Here is a 20937-nt window from a genome sequence, read left to right as displayed (position 1 = left end):
AGGCTAGAGTTTTACCGCCAATTTAACACCTTGACGAATCGCACGCACAGCATCAAGTTCACCCGCATGGTCAGCTCCGCCAATGATATGAATCTTCTCTCCAAGTTCAGACCATTTATCTTCAAACGGACGTACAGACTCTTGCCCAGCACAAATGATAACTTTGTCTGCATTAAGTACCTGCGCGCTTCCGTCTACATGAATGTGCAAACCTTGATCATCAATTTTATCGTAAGACACGCCGCCGACTAAATGTACGCCCCGTTTTTCAAGAGTACGTTTATGGATCCAACCTGTCGTTTTACCCGGACCTTTACCTACACGACCTTTACGACGCTGAAGTACCCAGACTTCTTTATCGCTGACCGCATCAGGGTAAGGGTATAAACCGCCCGGCTGAGACATCTCCTTGTCGATTCCCCATTCATGCAACCAGTCATCCAATGTTTGTCCAACTGGCTCTGTGAGCATGGTCGCGACATCTACGCCAATGCCACCAGCACCTACGATAGCCACTTTCTCACCGACTGGCGTTTTGTCTCGAATGAGAGTTTGATAGTCGACGACTTTCTCTGGGTTATCAATTCCATCAATATTGACTTTACGTGGCTCAACACCCGATGCCATCACTATCTCATCATATTCTGTGAGTAAGTCATAGTTCGCTTCCGTCGATAAGTGCAGATTCACGCCTGTTTCATCAATACGGTTAGCGAAATATCGTATGGTCTCTCGAAACTCTTCCTTACCAGGGATCTGCATCGCAAGACGGAACTGACCACCGATGCGGTCGTTCTTTTCGAACAAATCAACCTTATGGCCACGTTCAGCCAGTGTGGTCGCACAAGCCAAGCCCGCAGGGCCAGCACCAACAACTGCAATGTTTTTCTTCTTAAAGGCTGGTTCAACAACAATTTCGGTTTCATAGCACGCTAGAGGGTTCACTAAGCAACTGGCGCGCTTACCTTTAAACACGTTATCTAGACACGCCTGATTACAACCAATACACGTATTAATAAGCTGCGCTTTTTCCTGTTCGGCTTTAGCAACAAAGTAAGGATCGGCCAAGAATGGGCGCGCCATCGAAACCATGTCGGCATGACCTGAAGATAAAATGCGTTCTGCTTCATCTGGCGTATTTATACGGTTGCAAGTGATAATAGGAACCGAAACGTGAGGTTTAACTTTTTCCGTAACCCATGTAAACGCACCACGTGGTACTTGAGTCGCAATGGTCGGAATTCGAGCCTCATGCCAACCGATACCCGTATTAATAATCGTGACGCCAGCCTCTTCAAGTGCTTTCGCCAATTCGATAACGTCTTCAAAAGTGCTGCCCTGCTCGACAAGATCCAGCATAGAAAGACGGAAGATGATGATGAACTTGTCACCCACCGCCTTGCGTACCGCTTTAACAATTTCTAGCGGAAAACGCATACGTTTTTTATAGCTGCCACCCCATTCGTCGTAACGCATATTAGTACGTTTACATAAGAATTGGTTTATCAAGTAACCTTCCGAGCCCATTAACTCGACGCCATCATAACCAGCAAGCTGTGCTAACTCCGCACTATTAGCAAACGCGTCGATGGTTTTCTTTATCTGGCGGTCGCTCATTTCACTCGGAGCAAACTTTGCAATCGGCGCTTTAATGCCAGATGCACTTTGCGAGAATGGATGCATTGCATAACGCCCAGCATGGAGAATTTGCAACGCAATTTTACCACCGTGCTTGTGCACCGCTTCTGTCACAACTTTATGGGCTTTAGCATGTTTTGGCTTGCTGAATTCAGCACTCAACGGGTGTAAACGACCGCGTAAGTTAGGAGAAAAACCTCCGGTTACAATCAGTCCGACACCGCCTTTCGCGCGTTCTTCATAAAAAGCAGCGAGCTTCTGTAATCCTTCTTTGTGCTCTTCTAAGCCCGTGTGCATTGATCCCATCAGAACTCGGTTTCGTAATTGTGTGAAACCGAGGTCCAGTGGCTTTAATAGGTTTGGGTACATGGCAGACATCACTTAACATCCATTGTTATTATCATGGTCTGACCAGATTAAGCCTGCTCAACCAAAAAATCAAACAAGCGTTTACATTTTTGTAACACCGATCAATCTCGTGTGAAAATATGCCAATTGTTGAGTGGTCGTGATAAGCTAAAAAAATGTTATCTTTTGAGATCTTAGAGATAAGAACCCATACTTTGTTAGACTCGGCGTAACTATCTCGTTATGGAGACAAGATGAAAAAACTCTTCAAATTTATTGGTTTGATATTTAAAGGGATATGGAAAAGTATCACTTTCATCAGACTCGCACTGGCAAACCTAATTTTCTTGCTGATGATTGCCGTTTTCTACTTTGCCTTTACTTATACCGGAGACGGTCAACCTGTCGTCGAAAAAGAATCGGCATTGGTGATGAACCTTTCAGGCCCAATTGTCGAACAAAGACGTTATGTAAACCCAATGGACTCTTTTGCTGGTTCCCTTTTGGGTAATGAGCTACCGAAAGAAAACGTCCTTTTCGATATCGTTGATACTATTCGCTACGCGAAAGACGATCCTAAAGTGTCTGGATTAGTGCTAGCACTGCGAGACATGCCAGAAACAAATCTCACGAAACTACGTTACATCGCGAAAGCGTTGAACGAATTTAAAGCGTCAGGCAAACCCGTTTACGCCGTAGGTGATTTCTACAACCAAAGCCAATATTACTTGGCAAGTTACGCTGACAAAGTTTATCTGGCACCTGATGGTGGTGTATTGATTAAAGGTTACAGCGCTTACTCAATGTACTACAAAACGTTACTTGAAAAGCTTGACGTTTCTACTCATGTTTTTCGCGTAGGTACTTATAAATCCGCTATCGAACCGTTTATTCGTGATGACATGTCCGATGCGGCGAAAGAGTCAGCAACACGCTGGGTTACTCAATTGTGGAGTGCTTTTGTTGATGACGTAACAACAAACCGAAACATTGATGCGAAAGTGCTTAATCCAACCATGGATGAACTGATTAACGAGATGAAGTCTGTAAATGGCGATATTGCTCAGCTCGCAGTCAAACTGGGGCTAGTGGATGAACTTGCGACACGCCAAGACATTCGCACTCTATTTGCAAAACAGTTTGGTAGTGACGGCAAAGACAGCTACAACGCGATTGGTTACTACGACTACCTTGCAACGATTCGTCCCGATTACACACTACCTCAGCACGACATCGCCGTTGTTCTAGCCAGTGGCGCGATTATGGACGGTCAACAACCTCGCGGAACTGTTGGTGGTGACACGGTCGCAAGCTTGCTGCGTCAAGCACGCAATGATGAAAAAGTGAAAGCGGTCGTATTACGAGTAGATAGTCCAGGAGGCAGTGCCTTTGCTTCTGAAGTGATTCGTAACGAAGTAGAAGCTCTGAAGCAAGCAGGTAAGCCGGTTGTTGTATCCATGTCGAGTTTGGCCGCTTCTGGTGGTTATTGGATTTCAATGAGCGCAGACAAAATCGTTGCTCAGCCAACAACCCTGACGGGCTCCATTGGTATATTTAGTGTCATCACCACGTTTGAAAAAGGCTTTAGCAAGTTAGGTATTAATACTGATGGCGTTGGCACATCGCCGTTCTCAGGTGACGGTATTACCACTGGCCTTTCTGAGGGCGCGTCTCAAGTGTTCCAATTAGGTATCGAACACGGTTACAAGCGCTTTATTTCTCTAGTTGGCGAGAATCGCGATATGTCTCTAGAGGAAGTTGACAAAGTTGCTCAAGGTCGAGTTTGGACTGGCCAAGATGCACTATCCTTTGGTCTTGTCGATCAAATGGGTGACTTTGATGATGCTGTAGAGCTAGCGGCGAAACTAGCGAACGTGACCGATTACGGCATTTACTGGGTAGAAGAGCCTCTTTCACCTACTGAACTATTTCTGCAAGAGTTTATGAAACAGGTGAAAGTCTCTCTAGGTATTGATGCAACAAGCTTGCTACCAAAAAGTCTTCAACCCGTAGCTCAACAATTCGAACAAGACGCAAGCTTGCTCCAAAGCTTCAACGATCCTAAAGGTCAATACGCATTTTGTTTGAACTGCCAAGTGCAGTAGTTTTTCCATCAATATTACAAAGGGCACTTCTACTTGAAGTGCCCTTTTTATTAGGCTTTGCATCTCCTCAGATGACTTTCTGATGCTGTGCGTATAGCCTCGCATCTCAAGGTTATTTAGGTATATAATCCCCGCCTCTGTTCCCCTACACGAAAGAAAAAACGATGACTAGAAAACACATCTACATCGCTTACACCGGTGGTACCATCGGAATGCAAAAATCCGACCACGGCTATGTGCCTGTTGCTGGCTTTATGGAAAAGCAATTAGCAAGCATGCCCGAATTCCATCGTCCTGAAATGCCGGATTACACCATCCACGAATACGACCCTCTGATTGACTCATCAGATATGACACCTGCTGACTGGCAGCAGATTGCGAATGATATTCGTGACAACTATGACAAATACGATGGTTTCGTTATCCTACATGGTACTGACACCATGGCGTACACAGCGTCAGCATTGTCTTTCATGCTTGAAAACCTTGGTAAGCCAGTGATTGTAACGGGTTCACAAATCCCTCTCGCAGAGCTGCGTTCTGACGGCCAAGCAAACCTATTAAACGCGCTACATATTGCAGCAAACTACCCGATCAACGAAGTAACTTTGTTCTTCAATAATCAATTGATGCGTGGTAACCGCAGCACAAAATCTCATGCGGACGGTTTTAATGCCTTTACTTCACCAAACCTTCCTCCACTATTGGAAGCTGGGATCAATATTCAAGTTAGCAACAGCGTAACCGTTGGTGCACAACCAGAAGGTGAGTTTAAGGTTCACAACATCACGCCACAACCAATCGGTGTGATCACCATGTACCCTGGTATTTCACACGAAGTTATCCGCAACACGCTTCGTCAGCCCGTGAATGCGATGATTCTTCTGACTTTTGGTGTCGGCAATGCTCCTCAAAACCCTGAGCTGCTTGGTCACCTGAAAGAAGCCTCTGAGCGCGGCGTTATTGTCGTAAACCTAACTCAGTGTTTGGCAGGTAAAGTGAATATGGGCGGATATGCCACAGGTTGTGCGCTCGCAGACTCTGGTGTTATCAGTGGCTTTGACATGACGCCCGAAGCGGCGCTGGCAAAACTACACTACCTTCTAAGCCAAAACCTTTCTTACGAAGAAGTAAAAGAGAGAATGCAACAAGTACTGCGTGGTGAAATGAGCCTGTAAGTTCAAGCTTTCTGCGATCTAAAAAGCCCAATACAATTTGGGCTTTTTTCTTTCAAAATCAAAATAATAAAATTTTGAGAAATAAGGCGTAAGGATTAATCAATGTTCGGATTGACACGAACAATATCGCTCTCTTCTCCGCTGAATTGTTTTTTAAGCTCTTGTTTTGATTTAAAACTGATTTCACCACCGGCTGCAACCGTCATATGCTGCGCATCAGTATTATGTTTTGATTGATACAACATCACAGCTTGCATACACGAATCTCGCTGCTCTTTAGAAAGTGTTGTACCCTCAGGCCATCTTCCCGTTTCTACTGCATAGACTAAGCGATCATAAACTTCTGGAGTCATCGCTTGTAATAGTTGTTCTGCGTCCATAGTGTACCTTCTTATTACATTCTATCTACAGAACATAACGGGTTAAGAAACTGAGTCAAGAATACGAAAATGAATTGGTGTAACGGATCACAAGCAAAGCCATGAAAAGAACAAACTGGTTACTTCTCAGCCTCGCATGTTTTGTGCTATCGGGCTGTTTTGAAGGTAACGTGACAACCGAAGAGTTGTGCCAAAAAACACCAGAACTGCGTTGCGAGCAGCTCAATATGGATGACGGCCAATGTCGAATTCCAAGAACAAATTTGGTTTGGCATCGGTTTGAGCAATTGAAAAACCCATCGGAAGCCAACCAAATCATCGAATACGGTCTGGTCGCTGAATATAGGAAATGCTTAGAACTCGCCTCCCAAATCACCCCTATTGATCAAAGTGCTCTCAAAAGACAACGCTTTAATGCATTGGTACACAGTATTGATGAGCTAGAGCGCATTGTAAACGAGTTAAAAGGCTCAGAAGACCCGGCTACTTTGTATTTCTTATGGTCTCAAACGGGAGATACTCAAGCTCGGCGCGCATTTTTACAAATGGAAGGGTCTCCCCAATTAAATAATGCTGAGATGCAATATGCATTAGCCACTTTTTATACCAACCGAGATACCAAGAAAACCCTGGAGTTTCTTAATAACGCGTTGTCTTTATCTGATGAAGACAACATCAATCCGGTCATTCTCAAGTCAATGGCAAGTATTCATCAGGGGCTTGGAGACAAAGAGCAAGCGTATCTATGGGCAATGGTCGCGAAAAGATTCGACGTACCGCTTGCTGATGAAAAGCAGCTCCAACGTATGTTCAATTTCAGTCATCCAGAGCGATATAAGCAGTTGGATGAATTAGCCGAATCGGTGGCGAAAGCCATAGAGAAAGGTATCTATTCCCCAGCAATGATACCCAGTGAGATATAAACGAAAAACTCCCGCAATGAGCGGGAGTTTTTCTTTGGGTCAAACTACACTCTGTTTTCTACTTACAACAAATCGTATTGAAAGGATAAAACACTATCGAGCACAATTTTGTCGTTATTGTTCTGATTTGTTGAAAATTAACGACACAGAATTAACACAAAAACGCTCTCCTGTGGTCTGTGGGCCATCTTCAAAAACGTGCCCTAGATGGCTATCACACGTTGCACAACGAATCTCTGTACGTACCATTCCGTGACTTAGATCTTCTAAATAGCGCACCGCTTGATCGTTGATAGGCGCATCAAAACTTGGCCATCCGCAGCCAGAGTCATACTTGTTATCAGAGACAAAGAGAGGGGCATTACAACAGGTACAAGCATAAACACCAGTTTCCTTATTATGCAGTAGCTTACCGCTGAAAGGAGGCTCTGTACCTTGCTCTCGGCAAACACGGAACTCTTCATCAGACAGTTGCTCACGCCACTGTTCATCTGACTTCGTCACTTTTTTCCCGCTTTGTTCCACGACTTTCGGCTCCTTATTTACTGTTCTTGGTATTGACTTTTTTAGCAAAAAACTTGCTTCTCTTAACAGTTGTAGCACATACTTTCTCACCAGGACACCATGCGTAATTAATTTGATAAGAGCACTTATCTCACCAGTTATATTACGCCAACTGGGCTACAGAAGAATCAGTTAAAAGTTTAAAAAACGTACATTTGCAAAGAATTGTTAAAAAAAGCGTCGCTTTTTTTTGACTTTAAACAAGTTAAGTCCGATTATCACTTGCAGATGTTTACTGGATTCTGTAATTTTACTACCAGTTATCTTTAATCAGAAATTAAGTTGTGGAGCAACTATAATGACTATCAAAGTAGGTATTAACGGTTTTGGCCGTATCGGTCGTTTCGTATTCCGTGCAGCGCAAGAGCGTGCTGACATCGAAGTTGTAGGTATCAACGACCTTATCGACGTAGATTACATGGCATACATGCTTAAGTATGACTCAACTCACGGCCGTTTCAACGGTACTGTTGAAGTTGAAGGCGGTAACCTAATCGTTAACGGTAAAACTGTACGTGTTACTGCAGAGCGCAACCCTGAAGACCTAAAATGGGACGAAATCGGTGTTGACGTTGTAGCTGAAGCAACTGGTCTTTTCCTAACTGACGAGACTGCACGTAAGCACATCACTGCTGGCGCGAAAAAAGTTGTACTAACTGGTCCTTCTAAAGACGCTACTCCAATGTTCGTTAACGGCGTAAACTTCGACACTTACGCTGGTCAAGACATCGTTTCTAACGCTTCTTGTACTACTAACTGTCTAGCGCCTATCGCTAAAGTTCTTAACGACAAGTTCGGTATCGAATCTGGTCTTATGACTACAGTTCACGCAACTACAGCAACTCAAAAAACTGTAGATGGTCCTTCTGCTAAAGACTGGCGCGGTGGTCGTGGTGCTTCTCAAAACATCATCCCATCTTCAACTGGTGCTGCTAAAGCTGTAGGCGTTGTACTTCCAGAAGTAAACGGCAAACTAACTGGTATGGCTTTCCGCGTACCAACTGCTAACGTTTCTGTAGTTGACCTAACTGTTAACCTAGTTAACGGTGCTTCTTACGAAGACATCTGTAAAGCGATGAAAGAAGCTTCTGAAGGCGAACTAAAAGGCGTTCTAGGCTACACTGAAGATGCAGTTGTATCTCAAGACTTCATCGGCGAAGTTTGCACTTCAGTATTCGATGCTAAAGCTGGTATCGCGCTAACTGACAAATTCGTTAAGGTTGTATCTTGGTACGACAACGAAATCGGTTACTCAAACAAAGTTCTAGACCTAATCGCTCACATCTCTAAGTAATTAGAAAGTTAGCAATTAGCGAATAACTTCGTTAAAGAAAAGGCGGCTCTAGAGTCGCCTTTTTTGTATCTGGAATTTGAGAGAATGCAGGCTCGATGTTGCATTTAATGTGCGAAGCGCGTCTAAAAGCTCTCCCCAGCGATAGGAAACTACACATGGATTTAAAAACTCTCCCAGCCCTAACGGTGCTATCTGATAACGTCACTATCGTTGAAGTTGATCAGATAAAAATCGTCCGCGTGATTCATGACAAAGCAACGGCAGGCATCTCGCTACACGGTGGTCATGTCGTGTCGTTCACGCCTAAAGGTCAAGAAGATCTGATCTGGATGAGCGAAAAAGCTGTCTTCGATGGTAAAGCTGCTCTTCGCGGTGGTATTCCGGTTTGTTGGCCTTGGTTTGGGCGTATTGCTGCTCCAGCTCACGGCTTTGCCCGCACCGCAGAATGGGAGTTGGTTGAACATCGTGAGAACCATAACGGTGTGATTGTTGAACTTGCTCTGTTCCCGACAGAAGAAATCCACGATATTTGGCCCCATATGTTTGACGCTCGTTTGGTGATTGAAGTGGGCGATGAGCTAAAAGTGACGCTCAAAGTCATGAACATTGATGACGAGGCTTGGACCTTCTCTGGCGCATTACATACTTACCTAAACGTTGGAGACATTAAGCAAGCACAAACGACAGGCATGGGTGCCGAGTACATTGATAGCTTGAAAGCTGATGCGGTATGCCAAGGTGGTAATGTTCTACAACTAACTGACACCATTGATCGCGTTTACACGCAACCAGAAGCGAAAATTTTGGTAAAAGACCCGGTATTGGATCGTACGCTAAGCGTACACAACCAAAGCCACAACTCAGCAGTATTATGGAACCCTTGGGCAGAAGGTGCGCAAAGCATGGGTGACATGGCTGACGATGGTTATCAAACCATGTTGTGTGTGGAGTCTGCTGTTCATGCACCAAGTATTGAGCAAGGTCAAACCCTCCAACCAGGTGAGACACATGAACTTGTCACTGTCATTTCAGCGCAGTAAGAATCACCATATAAAGGCCGGGATACCCGGCTTTTTTTGTAATAAAAGCTCTGCTTAGATGGTCCTATCTTTACTAACTTATTGGTTACTGGTCACTTTTGACGGTTTCATTAATAAATATCAAAAAAATTGATCATGTAAACCGATAGCATACCGATACAAAACTCATAAATAATAAAAATATCAGGAATTAGTCTATGTTAGAGAGATACCGAAATCAAAGTGTCGGATTCCAGTTGAAACTGGTGATCACTTTGTGTCTATTCATTGCTTTCAGCAGTATTGCAGCGCTTGTTTACCGCAACGCTTCCGATGTTCTATTGGAAAGCACACTGAAAGAACACCAATCTAAAGTAGAATCAATGGCAAAAACTATTGCTGGCCAATTCGATGCTTACCTGCACACCGCTAAAGTCCTCGAATCTACTTTTCGCAATGGCTACCTTGCCGGTGTCTATGTCGAAAATTACACGGTTGACTTCATGGGACATGAAGTACCAAACATCACTCAATACAGTGAAAGCTTAATTAATGACACCAAGTTGGTCGACAGTTTCACACGTGATACCGGCGCTATAGCAACGCTATTCGCACCATTGGGTGACGACTTTATTCGGGTGTCCACCTCCCTAAAAGATCCACAAGGTCAGCGAGCGGTCGGAACCACGCTAGGCATCAACCATCCTGGTTATCAGCAACTTAAAGCAGGACAACCGTATTACGCTCAAATTAAATTGTATGGCGAGCGCTACATTACCTACTATGCCCCAATCAAAGATGCGACAGGAAAGGTAGCAGGCCTATCGTTTATTGGCTTACCAGTAGACCAAGCGACACAAACCTTATTCGATGCACTCGAAGAGATAAAATGGGGCGACACTGGTTACACCATTATCGTTGATAACGACGAAAACAATCTTGGTAAATACCTACTTCATCCAGCAAAAAGCGGCTCAGATTCGTCAATACTAGAAGTCGCCGACTACAATGGTCACAAGCCTTTTGGCCAGATTTTCGAACAATCTAGTGGATTAATTCGCTACCCTTTCGAGTACCAAGGTAACGTAGGCGAAAAGTATCTTGTCTACACAGAGGTTCCAGGTTGGAACTGGAAACTGCTAGGTGGTACGTTTATCAAAGAAGTAACAAAAGGTAGCGACACGCTTCTCACACTCATTGCCATCATTTCTTCGGTAGCGGCAATCATTACTTTTGTTGTACTGACGCTTTTCTTGAATCGCAGCTTACAACCTCTCACAACTCTAAACTCATACATGACTCGCTTAGCGGGCGGCGAAGTCAGCTTGAACATTCCAGCGTCTCGTAAAGCATCAAAGAATGAAATTACGAACCTGAGCTCGGGTGTCGCCAGTATGGCAAGTCAGCTCAATGAACTCGTTGGTAAGATCCGTTCAACAAGCGACTTAGTGGAGAGCAACTCCACCAGCGTTGCCAACGATGCACATAGCAATTTGACCCAAGCCGACCGACAACAACAAGAAGTCGAGCAAGTTGTGACAGCGATTGAAGAAATGGCCTCTTCCGCTCAATCTGTCGCACAACAAGTCGAAAGCATTGCGGAAAACGTACGCTCAGCAAATACCGATAGTCAGTCTGGTCTCGCGATTGTTGAAGGCGTATGTATCGACGTTGCTCAACTTAACGATCAATTGGATCAATCAGCAACGGCTATCGAGCAAGTAAATCGCGATAGCGAGAGTATTCAAACCGTCACTAAAATGATTGATGAAATTGCTGAGCAAACCAATTTACTTGCCTTGAATGCCGCCATTGAAGCAGCACGAGCAGGTGAGCAAGGGCGTGGCTTCGCAGTTGTAGCAGATGAAGTGCGCACACTTGCGCACCGAACCCAAAGCTCAGTTCAAGATGTCGTGGAAATTATCGAGAAACTAAAAGGGTCGACTCATAATGCAGTTAATATGATGACAGACAGCCAACGCAGTGCAAACCAGGTCTTGGACAAAGCACAAGACGCGGGCACAGCATTAGAAGCCATCGCAGTACAAGTGCAGTCGATAGCCTCTCAAGCCGACGCCATTGCAGCGACTTCAGAAGAACAAGCTCAAGTTTCACAAGAAATTGCAGCAAATGCCCATTCTATCAGTGAACTTAACCGAGAAAGCCGCAACACGAGCGCAAAAACCTCGCAAAGTGCCATTGAACTTCAACAACAAGCACGAAACTTGAAAGAGCAAGTCGACTTCTTCCACTAATACTTAATAAGAGCCGACCCAGTCGGCTCTTTTTGTTTCACTTGAGACCATGCTTTTTGATAGAATTTGCCGCCCTACTTTCTGTTCGAGATCGTCATGAACTATCAATGCCCTCTATGCCACCAAGCTCTAGCGTTAAATGAAAAAACATTTAAGTGCGAAAACAATCATCAGTTTGACTTAGCAAAAGAAGGCTACGTTAACTTGATGCCAGCGCACCACAAACGTTCTAAAGATCCTGGTGACAACAAAGAGATGATGCAAGCTCGTCGTCGATTCCTCGAAGGAGATTACTACAACCCAATGCGCCAAGAAGTGGCGCAGCTGTGTGCAACATACACTGAGGGGAGCACCCATCAATTATTAGATATTGGTTGTGGTGAAGGTTACTACACAGATCAAGTACAAAAGACGATAGAAACACAAGCGAACCATGCCACGATTTATGGCTTAGACATTTCCAAAGTTGCCATTCGTTACGCGGCGAAGCGTTACACGCACTGCAACTTTAGTGTGGCTTCTAGTCACCGACTTCCCTTCGCAAATGAATCCTTAGATGCCATTTTGCGCATTTATGCCCCGTGTAAAGCTGAGGAGCTGCAGCGCGTTGTAAAAAACGACGGCGTTGTTGTCACGGTTACTCCTGCTAGTCGCCACTTATACCAACTGCGTGAGCGGATTTATCAAGAAGTTCGTCTTCACAATGAAGAACCAGAACATATTGAAGGGTTTGAATTAGAGCACCAGCAGCATCTTAACTATGTTATGGACTTGAAAAACGGAGCCGCAGTCGATTTATTGCAAATGACGCCATTCGCATGGAAAGCAACCGATGCTCTTCGTGAAGAGTTGAAATCCGCTACACTTTTCCAATGTGAGGCTGATTTTATGTTGCGTGTATATCGCAAAAAAACACTCAATTAATACGTCAAAAAAACAACAAACGCAAATAGTTATCATTTATATTGATTCATTGCTCAGCCTCCATTAATATCATCCGGACATTTTTGGAGGCTTTTCAATGCGCTTTTCTACTTTGAGCTTGCTCTTTGCAGGCTTACTTACTGGTTGCTCTTCATATACGCACACCAACTCTCACGCAACCTCAGCGGAAGTCACTAGTTTTTACGACTACCAACTATACACCCCTTCTGGCGAGCACATCGCTCTAAGCAAACTGCCAATTGAGCTGCAACAAGCAGATGTCATTCTTATTGGTGAATGGCACACACACGCCGGCATTCATCGCTTTCAAACCGATATGCTCAAACAACTTACGTCCTACGACCGCTCACTCGCGTTATCTATGGAACAATTTACCCGCGACAAACAACCTGTTGTTGACGCTTACCTACGTGGGGAGATCGGCGAACAGTACTTAATGAAACAAGCCAACGCTTGGCCCAATTATGAAAGCGACTATCGCCCTCTCGTGGAGTTTGCTAAGCAGAAAAATCTCCCGGTCATTGCAGCAAATGCACCAAAGAGCATTGTCCGATGCATTGGTCGACAAGGGCTAGATTACATTAACAAGCTCGATGATGATCAGCGGATGTTCATTGCACAAGCCATCAACACTGGTAGTAGTCCGTACAAAGAAAAGTTCATGGCATCCATGCATCACGGTAAGCCAGAGCAGACGGAAAAACAGTTTGCAGCTCAAGTTACTTGGGATGAAACTATGGCGGAATCTATCGTTAGCTATCTAGACGACAACCCAGGCGCTCAGATTGTCCATGTTGCGGGCAAGTTTCACACCGAGCAAGGGTTGGGTACGGCAGCATCAATCTTAAGCCGCAACCCGAGCTTAAAAGTGGTTGTAATTAGCCCAACAGATAACGTGCTTTCTGATAATACAGACTATCAGTTAGAGGTTCTCGCACCACCAGTACGGTATGTACAAGATGCTCACCGCATGGCGGCATATCAACATCTAACTAAACGCAATAACGATCTTCAATGTAAGTAGCTGGTCTTCAATTTAAGTTACTACCTTGCCGTTGCGTTGCATCATCACACCGCTTCGAGTTCATAGAGTGACAAGGGTCTGCTTCCTGCTGGTCTATTTTTTGCTTATGATCACCAATAGAAACTAGAAGCGGCAAAAGCAGACCTGTTTTTATCCAAATAGCTTCAGAAATAAACTTTGCCGCCGATAAAAATATAACTGCTTTTTACCCGCACTCAGTGACCGAGTGTCGATGTTCCAAGGAGTATTCGATGAATCCAGTAGGAAGCACTTCTGTTAATAGCTATGCCAAACAACCTGTCGCCTCTAAACAAGCAAGTATTGCACAAGAAGAAACTAGTGCTTCGCCGCTGAAAGTCGAACACAATAAGGTGACGCTTTCGACCGAAGGCAAAGCGCTACTTGCCGCTCTGCAACAAATCGAGCACGACAGCAAAAAAATAGAAGCAGAAGATAAATCTGTTGGTGAAAAGGTCGAATCTTTCACACATGGTGCGCTTGGCATGGATCACCCCGATAAAATCGAGAAAGAAGAGGATGGCTCATATTCTGCGGGTCAATACCTTTCTGCGGCACTTACCGTTGGTGGCATCATACTGGCATTAGTCTGATAACCAGTCTGATAATCGTCACGACAACAAATCCTATTTGAACCAAACACTTACTGCAGCCCATAATTTAATAAGCCAAAGAACGATATGATGCAAACGTAAGTGAATTCGACCGCTCTTGTGCCCCGATAATATATGCTCGTTTATTGCTCCCTAAACTAGGTTTCTTGTGAAGGCACTGAATGGATAACTTTAGTCCATGCTTTCAACTCCTAAGCGTAATCCAAGCCCACGTTTGTGGGCTTTCTTCTTTCCAAACTAACGAACGTTAGAGAGCGACTCATTTTTTCTGCAAAACCAAACAAAAACGACAATTTGGTTAAACTTTTATTACCGACACAAAACTTTCATAAATCATTGCTTTAATGCCTGCGCTTTCAATAAACAAGGAAAATATAATGAAGCGCTTAGTATCTCCAATCGTTACGGCAGTGGCTGCATCTACCCTCTCTTTCAACGCACTCTCAGCTGAAATCAAAAACGTCATTTTGATGATCGGCGACGGCATGGGTCCTCAACAAGTTGGTTTACTCGAGACCTACGCAAAACACGCACCTAACTCGGTTTACAAAGGCGAAAGCACAGCGTTATACAAACTCGCTCAAGAAGGTGTGATTGGATCATCACTAACCAATCCAGAAGACGCAATTGTCGTCGACTCTGCGTGCTCAGCTACGATGCTAGCGACAGGAATCCCTACCGCTTCTGAAGTCATTGGCATTGATAGCCAAGGCAACCATGTCGAAACTATTTTGGAAAAAGCCAAAAGTAAAGGTAAAGCGACAGGGCTCGTCTCTGATACGCGTATGACCCACGCAACGCCAGCAGCATTTGCCGCTCATCAACCACATCGCTCCCTAGAAAACAGTATTGCGGCGGATATGCTCGAAACAGGCGTAGACGTGATGATGTCTGGTGGACTTCGTCATTGGATTCCAAAGTCGACAAACGACAAGGGAGAGACATACGAGCAACTTGAAAAGCTCACTCAAGGTAATGTCTACCTAAAATCGAAACGCAAAGACGAACGCAACTTGCTTGCCGAAGCGCAAGACCAAGGCTATAGCTTAGCTTTCAGCCGCGATATGCTCACACAAGCTAAAGGTGACAAATTACTTGGACTTTTTGCTTACTCGGGCATGAACGATGGTATTGCCTACAGTCAAAGCAAAAACGATCCAAAACGCACGCAGCCATCGCTGAAAGAAATGACCACCAAAGCAATCGACATTCTTTCAAAAGACAAAGACGGTTTTTTCTTGATGGTTGAAGGCGGCCAAATTGACTGGGCTGGCCACAGTAACGATGCAGGTACGATGCTGCATGAAATGCTTAAATTCGATGAAGCGGTAAACTCAGTTTATGAGTGGGCAAAAGGCCGTGATGACACCCTGATCATTGTTACTGCTGACCACGAAACCGGCTCTTTTGGCTTTAGCTACTCATCAGCAAACTTGCCTAAACCACAAAAACGCGACGGCGAAGCATTCAAAAATCAGGATTACGCGCCAAACTTCAACTTTGGTCAGTTCGAGATCCTCGATGGTTTATACAACCAAAAGAAAAGTTACTACGGCATGATCAGTGAATTCCAAGCGCTTGATAAGAAAGAGCAAACTCCAGAGAAGTTTGCGGAAGTCGTGAACGCAAATAGCGATTTTTCGATTACGCCTGAGCAAGCAGAACGCGTATTAGCAAGTAAACCAAATCCATACCGACTCGCTGGACACAAATACTTAAGCGAAGAGAACGTACCGACAATCAATGACTTTGATGCTTTCTTTCCTTACAACGACCGTGGCAACTTGCTAGCGCGTGAGCATGCAACAAAGCAAAACACAGTATGGGGGACGGGTACTCATACGCATACTCCTGTCAACGTATTTGCTTGGGGACCTGCAGAAACTATCCTTCCGGTATCAAAAATCATGCACCACTCGCAACTAGGCGAGTACTTGAAGCAACAAATTAAATAATCAACTTGCACTTACTTCACAACTCGTGATGTTTCAACGCTCTCGCAAGGGAGCGTTTTTTTATGCATGAAAACAGTTGACGTTTTAAATCGTACACCACAATAATTATGGGTCTTTAATTATATGAATAAAGAAAATGTGCGAAATCTTTGCTAAGCAACCCCAAGACAACTATCAGTTCATCACCCGCTCTATCCGTATTGATGGTCACGCGACCAGTGTAAAACTTGAAGCGAGCTTTTGGACAATTCTTGAGGAAATCGCTAGTGCTCAAAACATGACGGTTCCTAAATTCATAAGCACTGTTTATCAAGAAGCACTCGAATACAATGGTGAAGTGAACAACTTTGCCTCCTTACTTCGATGCGCTTGCCTCACTTACGCCCGCCAACCTCAAGAGACCACTCGTCAAGCACTTGCGCAACTTAACAGTTAATAGCAACCAACCGAGCAATAACCATCCTAGGCTATGCATCCGTATTATAAACCCTTGAGCATCTTCTAATTTGTCGTACTAGAGTACTACCCAGACTCCTTTTGAAATCGCTAACCTGTACGGACTATCAAGGAGTACCTATGACAAAAATGATTCACACCATGATCCGAGTAAGTGATCTGGACCGCTCTCTACAATTTTACTGTGACGTACTTGAACTAGAAGTCGCTGATCAATACATCTTTGATGGCTTTTCTCTAACCTATCTAGCCAACCAAGAAACTGGCTTTGAATTGGAACTGACGCACAATCACGACCAAAGTGAGCCCTACACTCACGGCTCAGGTTACGGCCACCTTGCCGTCAGCGTGGAGGACATTGAACAAGCCCACAAACGCATTAAATCTCTCGGCATTGAAACTGGTGACATCAAAGCCTTTGACCATCAACAAAAGCATTTAGCAACGTTCTTTTTTGTAACCGACCCTGATGGTTACAAAATTGAGTTCCTGCAACGCCAAGGGCGTTACCTATAACAAAAAGAGTAAACATTATGATTCACTTGACGGCTACCTTTCATGCACAACCGGGAAAAGAACAAGAGTTGAAAGAGGTACTTACCCGAGCGCTTGAACCTACTCGCAATGAAGAAGGTTGCGTTCGTTATCAATTGTTCCAAGATAAAGACAATACATGCCACTTCGTTTTTCAGGAGCAATTTAAAAACCAACAAGCATTTGAGCTTCATGGTAAAACAGAACACTTTGCTCTTTTGATTAGCCAGATCGACAACTTGTTAGAATGCGAGCCTAAACTGGTGTTCTTTAACGAACTGTAACTATAGCGCTAACCGAAGATCAAAAAAGGCACTCTATCTAGAGTGCCTTTCACTAGTTGGGACCTGTGATTAAGCGTCTTGCTTCTCCACCATATGCAAATGCACATCTTGTTGTGGGAAAGGAATCGAAATACCTTCTCGGTCGAAGCGTAGTTTCACCTCTTTTGTCACATCCCAGTATACATCCCAGTAATCATCCGTTTTTACCCAAGGACGCACAATAAAATCTACAGAAGACGTATTTAATGTATGAACTTTGATCATTGGCTCTGGAGTGCGAAGTACCGAAGGGTGAGAGGTAATGATATCAGACAATACTGACTCCGCTTTTAAGAGGTCATCCGCATAGCCAATGCCAAACACCATATCCACGCGGCGAATGCGTTCATGCGTGACGTTCTTAATAACATCTCCCCAGATTTTGCTGTTAGGCACAATAATAATTTGGTTATCAAACGTACGGATTGTGGTGTTCACCAAACTCATATGGCTTACCTTGCCATCTACACCGCCAGCATACACAAAATCACCAACATCAAATGGGCGATAAATAAGCAGCATCATACCCGCCGCGAAGTTGGATAACGTGTCTTGCAACGCGAAACCAATAATCACACCAGCAATACCGAAACCGGTTAGGATTGGCGCTAGGTTCAAGCCAAGCTGAGATAAGCCTACCATGATACCGATCACCCACACGAATTTGCCGGACATCGAGATAAAGAAGTCCTGCATCAAGTGGGAAAGTTTTAAGTTTTTCGATGCAACTGCCTTACGGACCACTTTGCGCGTTAACTTAGCCAGTCCACGAGCGATCAATAAAATCAGCGCAAAAACAAACAACTGGAAGATATGCTGCGGTGCATTCTCGGCAAACCAATCCAGTGCCGAGTTGGACCAGTGACTCAGTATTGACCACACAACTTTGGTATTCAGTAAATCATGGGTGATATTACCCGTCACTTCAAAAATTTGGCGTTTGTATTCAGACGTTTCTAAACCGACTTTATCACCAATTGAAATCAGGTTGCGTAAGCTTTCTGTCGCAATATTTAGCCTTTGTTTAGTAATGAGCTGACTAAGTTGCAACGACGCTTTTTCCGACTCTGGGCTAGACGAAAGTTGGGAGCCAATGATCTCACTTTGCTGACTCAAGTACTCAATTGAAGCAGACAGTAAGCGCATACGTTTATCAATTTTATCTTTTAGTTCCGCTTCTGCGCGCTCGTTTTGGGCCCCTAGCTCCTTCAACCAAGCGAGATTTTGCCAGCTCGAATCGAAGCTAACATCAAGATAACGCTGTAGCTCTCGATAATCATTAACAAGAGCAAGCTTCTCTTCATCCTTAGCCTTATTTAAATCCTCGACGACTTTCTTTATTTTTTCCGATAGATAGTTCGTTGCGTCCTCAGAGTATTGTTCTTGTTTTTTAACTAGCAAGATCAGCTTGTCGCGAGAGATAGTTTCACGTTCAATCGCTGACGCTAACTGGCTTCTTAATTCTTCATTCTTTTGGAATAGTTGCAGTTGAAGGGCATCACGCTCGTCGCCACTCGCTTGCGAGAGGCTTTGGGATAAATCCACAATCTCTCGGTTCAAGTTGTCAATCGAGATTTCGGCAGCAGAAGGCTCTTGGATATCGTCAGTAGCAGTCGCATGAACAGCCATTGGGGAGAACATAATGACGGCAAGTGCGAATAATGTCACCCAAGATGTCAGGCGCAGTTTCTGGGGGAAATGAAACGTCATGTTTACCTCATAGGAAACAATCCTGATCAAAACAATCAGGAATAGAAGTGTAAAGCGTTGAAATCATACTCCTAAGTTTACAACACTAAACAATAAACTGAGCATCATTTCGTTAGCGAGACGTCAAAGTTGGGAGCCCCAATAGCAAACAAGCCTTTCATTTAATCAATGAAAGGCTTGTTTTTATTCGACTAAGGACGGCTGGGATGATTTAAAATATGGTCTTCCCAATCCACCACATCAATCTCGTAAACAACTTTGTTACGGACACTTTCCCCAGCCGCATGCATTGCGGACTTAGAGCCTGTAATCAACGGATGCCATTCTGGTAAAGGCTGCTTTTCAGCCAACAGACGGTAAGCGCACGTGTGTGGCAGCCAAGTAAAATCGTCGATGTCTTCTCGGGTCAGCTTGGTGCACTCTTCACCCGAAGTGAAACGGTTTGGGTAATCCTTACATGAACACGTTTTACTGTTCAGCCAGCTACAAGCCACATTGGTATAGTAGATTTCATCGGTATCTTCATCCATCAACTTATGCAAACAACATTTGCCACAACCATCACAGAGAGATTCCCATTCCTCTTCTGTCATCTGCTCTAACGATTTACTTTGCCAAAATGGAGTGCTCATACTTCAGGTCTCACCAAGGGAATTTAGGGGGCGATTTATACTCTTCTCAACGCAAAAGTTCAAGTTTTGAGAAGATCTTGCATCCTTCCCACATAACGGTGGAGATATTCAACTACTTTCGTTTTACTGTTCTATCCTTAAACAAGTTTCCATTACTCAATTGATCAAGAAGGCATTAAGGAGTTTTCATGGGTATTATTTCTTGGATTATTTTGGGCTTAATCGCCGGCGCACTTGCTAAATGGCTCATGCCAGGAAAAGATGGGGGCGGTTGGATTGCAACAATGTTACTTGGTATTGCAGGGGCATTTGTAGGTGGCTTCCTTGGCGGCATTCTCGGTTTCGGCGGAGCAACTGGCGTCAACATTGGTAGTATCATTACCGCAACACTAGGCGCATTTATTCTGTTGTTTGTTTATAACCGTTTCTTAAAATAATCACGATGATTTAAAAGCAAAAAACCAAAAAGGGAGCGTAATGTTAAGCGCGCCCTTTTATTTTTTTCTTTCTTCACTCTTCCAATCCACGTCAAAATGACCATAATTGCCCCCTTAATTTTTAAGAGGTTTACATTATGGATTGTCGATTAGGATGTGGAGCGTGCTGTATTGCGCCAAGTATCTCTTCACCAATACCTGGAATGCCCAAGGGCAAACCTGCAGGTGTTCGTTGTGTGCAACTCAACGACGACAATTTGTGCAAGCTATTTGGTAAGCCTGAACGCCCCAAAGTCTGTCACGATTTTAAACCGTGTCCGATTGTATGCGGCAACACCAATCAAGAAGCACTCGACAACATCACTGAATTAGAACAATTGACGTAATGCGACTCTAGACCACACGTTTAAAGTTAGTACCTCGGTTGTTTCTCTCCGAGGCAGTAATCAAAGCAAACTCAAGATTTAGCACTTCCCCCCCCCCCTCTGCTTTTTATCTCACCCTTGAGAACTCTTGCCACATAGCGTTCCATTTGCGGTTTTTGCGCGATCTTCCTCACAATTTATTGACAATTCTCGACTATGT

The 20937-nt window shown here is 44.2% G+C and carries 20 protein-coding genes; 15 read left to right on the top strand and 5 right to left on the bottom strand.

The window, feature by feature from the left end:
- Positions 1–3 precede the first annotated feature (3 nt).
- Positions 4–2016, bottom strand: coding sequence for an NADPH-dependent 2,4-dienoyl-CoA reductase (locus R7P67_RS12020; protein ID WP_005380708.1), 2013 nt, complete (start codon positions 2014–2016; stop codon positions 4–6).
- A 224-nt stretch (positions 2017–2240) separates the two neighbouring features.
- On the opposite strand from R7P67_RS12020, the gene sppA reads away from it, so the two are divergent.
- Both sppA and ansA read left to right on the top strand, forming a co-directional pair.
- Positions 2241–4091 (top strand): signal peptide peptidase SppA, encoded by a 1851-nt coding sequence (gene sppA, locus R7P67_RS12015; RefSeq protein ID WP_005380705.1) that lies wholly within the window; start codon positions 2241–2243, stop codon positions 4089–4091.
- A 164-nt stretch (positions 4092–4255) separates the two neighbouring features.
- Entirely contained in the window at positions 4256–5269 is a 1014-nt protein-coding gene (gene ansA / locus R7P67_RS12010) for an asparaginase (RefSeq protein ID WP_017635822.1), read from the top strand.
- A 95-nt stretch (positions 5270–5364) separates the two neighbouring features.
- On the opposite strand, the gene R7P67_RS12005 is transcribed toward ansA, so the two are convergent.
- Positions 5365–5649, bottom strand: a complete 285-nt coding sequence (locus R7P67_RS12005) for a YeaC family protein (RefSeq protein WP_005380700.1) — start codon at positions 5647–5649, stop codon at positions 5365–5367.
- Positions 5650–5750: 101 nt separating this feature from the next.
- On the opposite strand from R7P67_RS12005, the gene R7P67_RS12000 reads away from it, so the two are divergent.
- Positions 5751–6572, top strand: coding sequence for a DUF2989 domain-containing protein (locus R7P67_RS12000; protein WP_262653340.1), 822 nt, complete (start codon positions 5751–5753; stop codon positions 6570–6572).
- 114 nt (positions 6573–6686) lie between these two features.
- Here the strand turns inward: R7P67_RS12000 and msrB are convergent, their stop codons facing one another.
- Complete coding sequence (gene msrB, locus R7P67_RS11995; RefSeq protein WP_033907350.1) at positions 6687–7097, bottom strand: peptide-methionine (R)-S-oxide reductase MsrB; 411 nt, start codon at positions 7095–7097, stop codon at positions 6687–6689.
- A 337-nt stretch (positions 7098–7434) separates the two neighbouring features.
- Between msrB and gap the strand changes: the two genes are divergently transcribed.
- From gap to R7P67_RS11945, 10 genes are all read left to right on the top strand, one after another.
- On the top strand, positions 7435–8430 hold the full coding sequence (gene gap / locus R7P67_RS11990) for a type I glyceraldehyde-3-phosphate dehydrogenase (RefSeq protein ID WP_047104409.1): 996 nt from the start codon (positions 7435–7437) through the stop codon (positions 8428–8430).
- 155 nt (positions 8431–8585) lie between these two features.
- Positions 8586–9470 carry a D-hexose-6-phosphate mutarotase gene (locus R7P67_RS11985; RefSeq protein WP_262653339.1) on the top strand — a complete coding sequence of 295 codons (885 nt, stop codon included), beginning with the start codon at positions 8586–8588 and terminating at the stop codon, positions 9468–9470.
- Positions 9471–9667: 197 nt separating this feature from the next.
- Complete coding sequence (locus R7P67_RS11980) at positions 9668–11704, top strand: methyl-accepting chemotaxis protein (RefSeq protein ID WP_025767192.1); 2037 nt, start codon at positions 9668–9670, stop codon at positions 11702–11704.
- 96 nt (positions 11705–11800) lie between these two features.
- Positions 11801–12628, top strand: coding sequence for a 23S rRNA (guanine(745)-N(1))-methyltransferase (rlmA, locus tag R7P67_RS11975; RefSeq protein WP_062730495.1), 828 nt, complete (start codon positions 11801–11803; stop codon positions 12626–12628).
- Between the two features lie 97 nt (positions 12629–12725).
- Positions 12726–13673, top strand: coding sequence for a ChaN family lipoprotein (locus tag R7P67_RS11970; RefSeq protein ID WP_053349599.1), 948 nt, complete (start codon positions 12726–12728; stop codon positions 13671–13673).
- A 251-nt stretch (positions 13674–13924) separates the two neighbouring features.
- Positions 13925–14284 carry a hypothetical protein gene (locus R7P67_RS11965; protein ID WP_053349598.1) on the top strand — a complete coding sequence of 120 codons (360 nt, stop codon included), beginning with the start codon at positions 13925–13927 and terminating at the stop codon, positions 14282–14284.
- A gap of 398 nt (positions 14285–14682) precedes the next feature.
- A complete protein-coding gene (locus R7P67_RS11960; protein WP_047104402.1) occupies positions 14683–16260 on the top strand; it encodes an alkaline phosphatase in 1578 nt (525 codons plus the stop codon).
- A gap of 136 nt (positions 16261–16396) precedes the next feature.
- Entirely contained in the window at positions 16397–16696 is a 300-nt protein-coding gene (locus R7P67_RS11955) for a ribbon-helix-helix domain-containing protein (RefSeq protein WP_005384938.1), read from the top strand.
- Between the two features lie 140 nt (positions 16697–16836).
- On the top strand, positions 16837–17232 hold the full coding sequence (locus R7P67_RS11950; RefSeq protein WP_005380685.1) for a VOC family protein: 396 nt from the start codon (positions 16837–16839) through the stop codon (positions 17230–17232).
- 17 nt (positions 17233–17249) lie between these two features.
- Positions 17250–17534 (top strand): putative quinol monooxygenase, encoded by a 285-nt coding sequence (locus R7P67_RS11945; protein ID WP_005384942.1) that lies wholly within the window; start codon positions 17250–17252, stop codon positions 17532–17534.
- Between the two features lie 69 nt (positions 17535–17603).
- Here R7P67_RS11945 and R7P67_RS11940 read toward each other — a convergent pair whose 3' ends face one another.
- Positions 17604–19283 (bottom strand): mechanosensitive ion channel family protein, encoded by a 1680-nt coding sequence (locus R7P67_RS11940; RefSeq protein ID WP_005380681.1) that lies wholly within the window; start codon positions 19281–19283, stop codon positions 17604–17606.
- 191 nt (positions 19284–19474) lie between these two features.
- Positions 19475–19915, bottom strand: a complete 441-nt coding sequence (locus R7P67_RS11935) for a YcgN family cysteine cluster protein (RefSeq protein WP_074191653.1) — start codon at positions 19913–19915, stop codon at positions 19475–19477.
- A gap of 188 nt (positions 19916–20103) precedes the next feature.
- Between R7P67_RS11935 and R7P67_RS11930 the strand changes: the two genes are divergently transcribed.
- Positions 20104–20352: a GlsB/YeaQ/YmgE family stress response membrane protein gene (locus tag R7P67_RS11930; protein ID WP_005380625.1), complete on the top strand. Its 249-nt coding sequence runs from the start codon at positions 20104–20106 to the stop codon at positions 20350–20352.
- A gap of 137 nt (positions 20353–20489) precedes the next feature.
- On the top strand, positions 20490–20738 hold the full coding sequence (locus tag R7P67_RS11925; RefSeq protein ID WP_017820793.1) for a YkgJ family cysteine cluster protein: 249 nt from the start codon (positions 20490–20492) through the stop codon (positions 20736–20738).
- The last annotated feature ends 199 nt before the right edge of the window (positions 20739–20937 follow it).

The organism is Vibrio sp. Vb0937 (genome assembly GCF_033338855.1).
This window is presented reverse-complemented; position numbering and strand designations above follow the sequence as displayed.

What these genes read in the sequence shown, in the direction of transcription:
- R7P67_RS11955 (WP_005384938.1), top strand. Translation starts at nt 16,397, where the DNA reads ATGTGCGAAATCTTTGCTAAGCAACCCCAAGACAACTATCAGTTCATC.
- R7P67_RS11940 (WP_005380681.1), bottom strand. Translation starts at nt 19,283, where the DNA reads ATGACGTTTCATTTCCCCCAGAAACTGCGCCTGACATCTTGGGTGACA.
- R7P67_RS11985 (WP_262653339.1), top strand. Translation starts at nt 8,586, where the DNA reads ATGGATTTAAAAACTCTCCCAGCCCTAACGGTGCTATCTGATAACGTC.
- R7P67_RS11980 (WP_025767192.1), top strand. Translation starts at nt 9,668, where the DNA reads ATGTTAGAGAGATACCGAAATCAAAGTGTCGGATTCCAGTTGAAACTG.
- rlmA (WP_062730495.1), top strand. Translation starts at nt 11,801, where the DNA reads ATGAACTATCAATGCCCTCTATGCCACCAAGCTCTAGCGTTAAATGAA.
- R7P67_RS11945 (WP_005384942.1), top strand. Translation starts at nt 17,250, where the DNA reads ATGATTCACTTGACGGCTACCTTTCATGCACAACCGGGAAAAGAACAA.
- R7P67_RS12000 (WP_262653340.1), top strand. Translation starts at nt 5,751, where the DNA reads ATGAAAAGAACAAACTGGTTACTTCTCAGCCTCGCATGTTTTGTGCTA.
- R7P67_RS11925 (WP_017820793.1), top strand. Translation starts at nt 20,490, where the DNA reads ATGGATTGTCGATTAGGATGTGGAGCGTGCTGTATTGCGCCAAGTATC.
- R7P67_RS12020 (WP_005380708.1), bottom strand. Translation starts at nt 2,016, where the DNA reads ATGTCTGCCATGTACCCAAACCTATTAAAGCCACTGGACCTCGGTTTC.
- ansA (WP_017635822.1), top strand. Translation starts at nt 4,256, where the DNA reads ATGACTAGAAAACACATCTACATCGCTTACACCGGTGGTACCATCGGA.
- gap (WP_047104409.1), top strand. Translation starts at nt 7,435, where the DNA reads ATGACTATCAAAGTAGGTATTAACGGTTTTGGCCGTATCGGTCGTTTC.
- R7P67_RS11930 (WP_005380625.1), top strand. Translation starts at nt 20,104, where the DNA reads ATGGGTATTATTTCTTGGATTATTTTGGGCTTAATCGCCGGCGCACTT.
- R7P67_RS11965 (WP_053349598.1), top strand. Translation starts at nt 13,925, where the DNA reads ATGAATCCAGTAGGAAGCACTTCTGTTAATAGCTATGCCAAACAACCT.
- R7P67_RS11935 (WP_074191653.1), bottom strand. Translation starts at nt 19,915, where the DNA reads ATGAGCACTCCATTTTGGCAAAGTAAATCGTTAGAGCAGATGACAGAA.
- R7P67_RS12005 (WP_005380700.1), bottom strand. Translation starts at nt 5,649, where the DNA reads ATGGACGCAGAACAACTATTACAAGCGATGACTCCAGAAGTTTATGAT.
- sppA (WP_005380705.1), top strand. Translation starts at nt 2,241, where the DNA reads ATGAAAAAACTCTTCAAATTTATTGGTTTGATATTTAAAGGGATATGG.
- R7P67_RS11950 (WP_005380685.1), top strand. Translation starts at nt 16,837, where the DNA reads ATGACAAAAATGATTCACACCATGATCCGAGTAAGTGATCTGGACCGC.
- R7P67_RS11960 (WP_047104402.1), top strand. Translation starts at nt 14,683, where the DNA reads ATGAAGCGCTTAGTATCTCCAATCGTTACGGCAGTGGCTGCATCTACC.
- R7P67_RS11970 (WP_053349599.1), top strand. Translation starts at nt 12,726, where the DNA reads ATGCGCTTTTCTACTTTGAGCTTGCTCTTTGCAGGCTTACTTACTGGT.